Origin of the sequence: Sinorhizobium sp. 7-81 (assembly GCF_030124405.1) — a bacterium.
Taxonomy (GTDB): domain Bacteria; phylum Pseudomonadota; class Alphaproteobacteria; order Rhizobiales; family Rhizobiaceae; genus Sinorhizobium; species Sinorhizobium psoraleae.
This window is the reverse complement of sequence record NZ_JASKLT010000084.1, coordinates 1-571: the sequence shown is the minus strand read 5'-3', so window position 1 is coordinate 571 and position 571 is coordinate 1. Positions and strand designations below refer to the sequence as shown.

Below are 571 nucleotides of genomic sequence, written 5' to 3'. Positions count from 1 at the left end.
AGAGATGCGACAGTCGTCGCCTCTTGGGATGCTGGTCAAACGTCAACGTTTGGAAGGAAGACTGGCGACGTGAAGCGTGGTTGAGACCATGAGTGTTCGGAGTCGTCATGTCTTGTTTGATCACCATGTCGCAGAAGGAATTGCATCGTCTTGAATTCATCCAGCGGATTCGCGGCCGCAGCCTGACGGTCGTCCAGGCGGCTGCGTTGCTCGGTCTCAGCCGCAGTCAGGTCCACCGGCTGCTGCAGGCCTATGACCGGGCCGGCGCCGACGGTCTTGTCTCGAAGAAGCGCGGCCGGCCGAGCAACCGGCGCCACAGCGAGGACTTCCGCAACACGGTGCTCGACCTGGTGCGTGAGCATTACCGGGATTTCGGACCGACCCTGGCCGCCGAGAAGCTGCTCGAGCGCCACCGGATTGCCGTCAGCAAGGAGACGCTGCGCCAGTGGATGATCCAGGCCGGCATCTGGACGTCACGGAGCGAGCGCAAGAAGCGGGTTTTCCAGCCGCGTGGCCGGCGCGATTGCTTCGGCGAACTCATTCAGATCGACGGCTCGCATCATTGGTGGTT

Annotated in this window: 1 protein-coding gene; it reads left to right on the top strand. The window is 62.3% G+C overall.

Features of this window, described 5'->3' with window-relative positions; translation table 11 throughout:
• Positions 1–107: 107 nt before the first annotated feature.
• Positions 108–571: helix-turn-helix domain-containing protein (locus QN224_RS33590; protein ID WP_283980183.1), on the top strand; the 464-nt coding region annotated here is incomplete at its 3' end.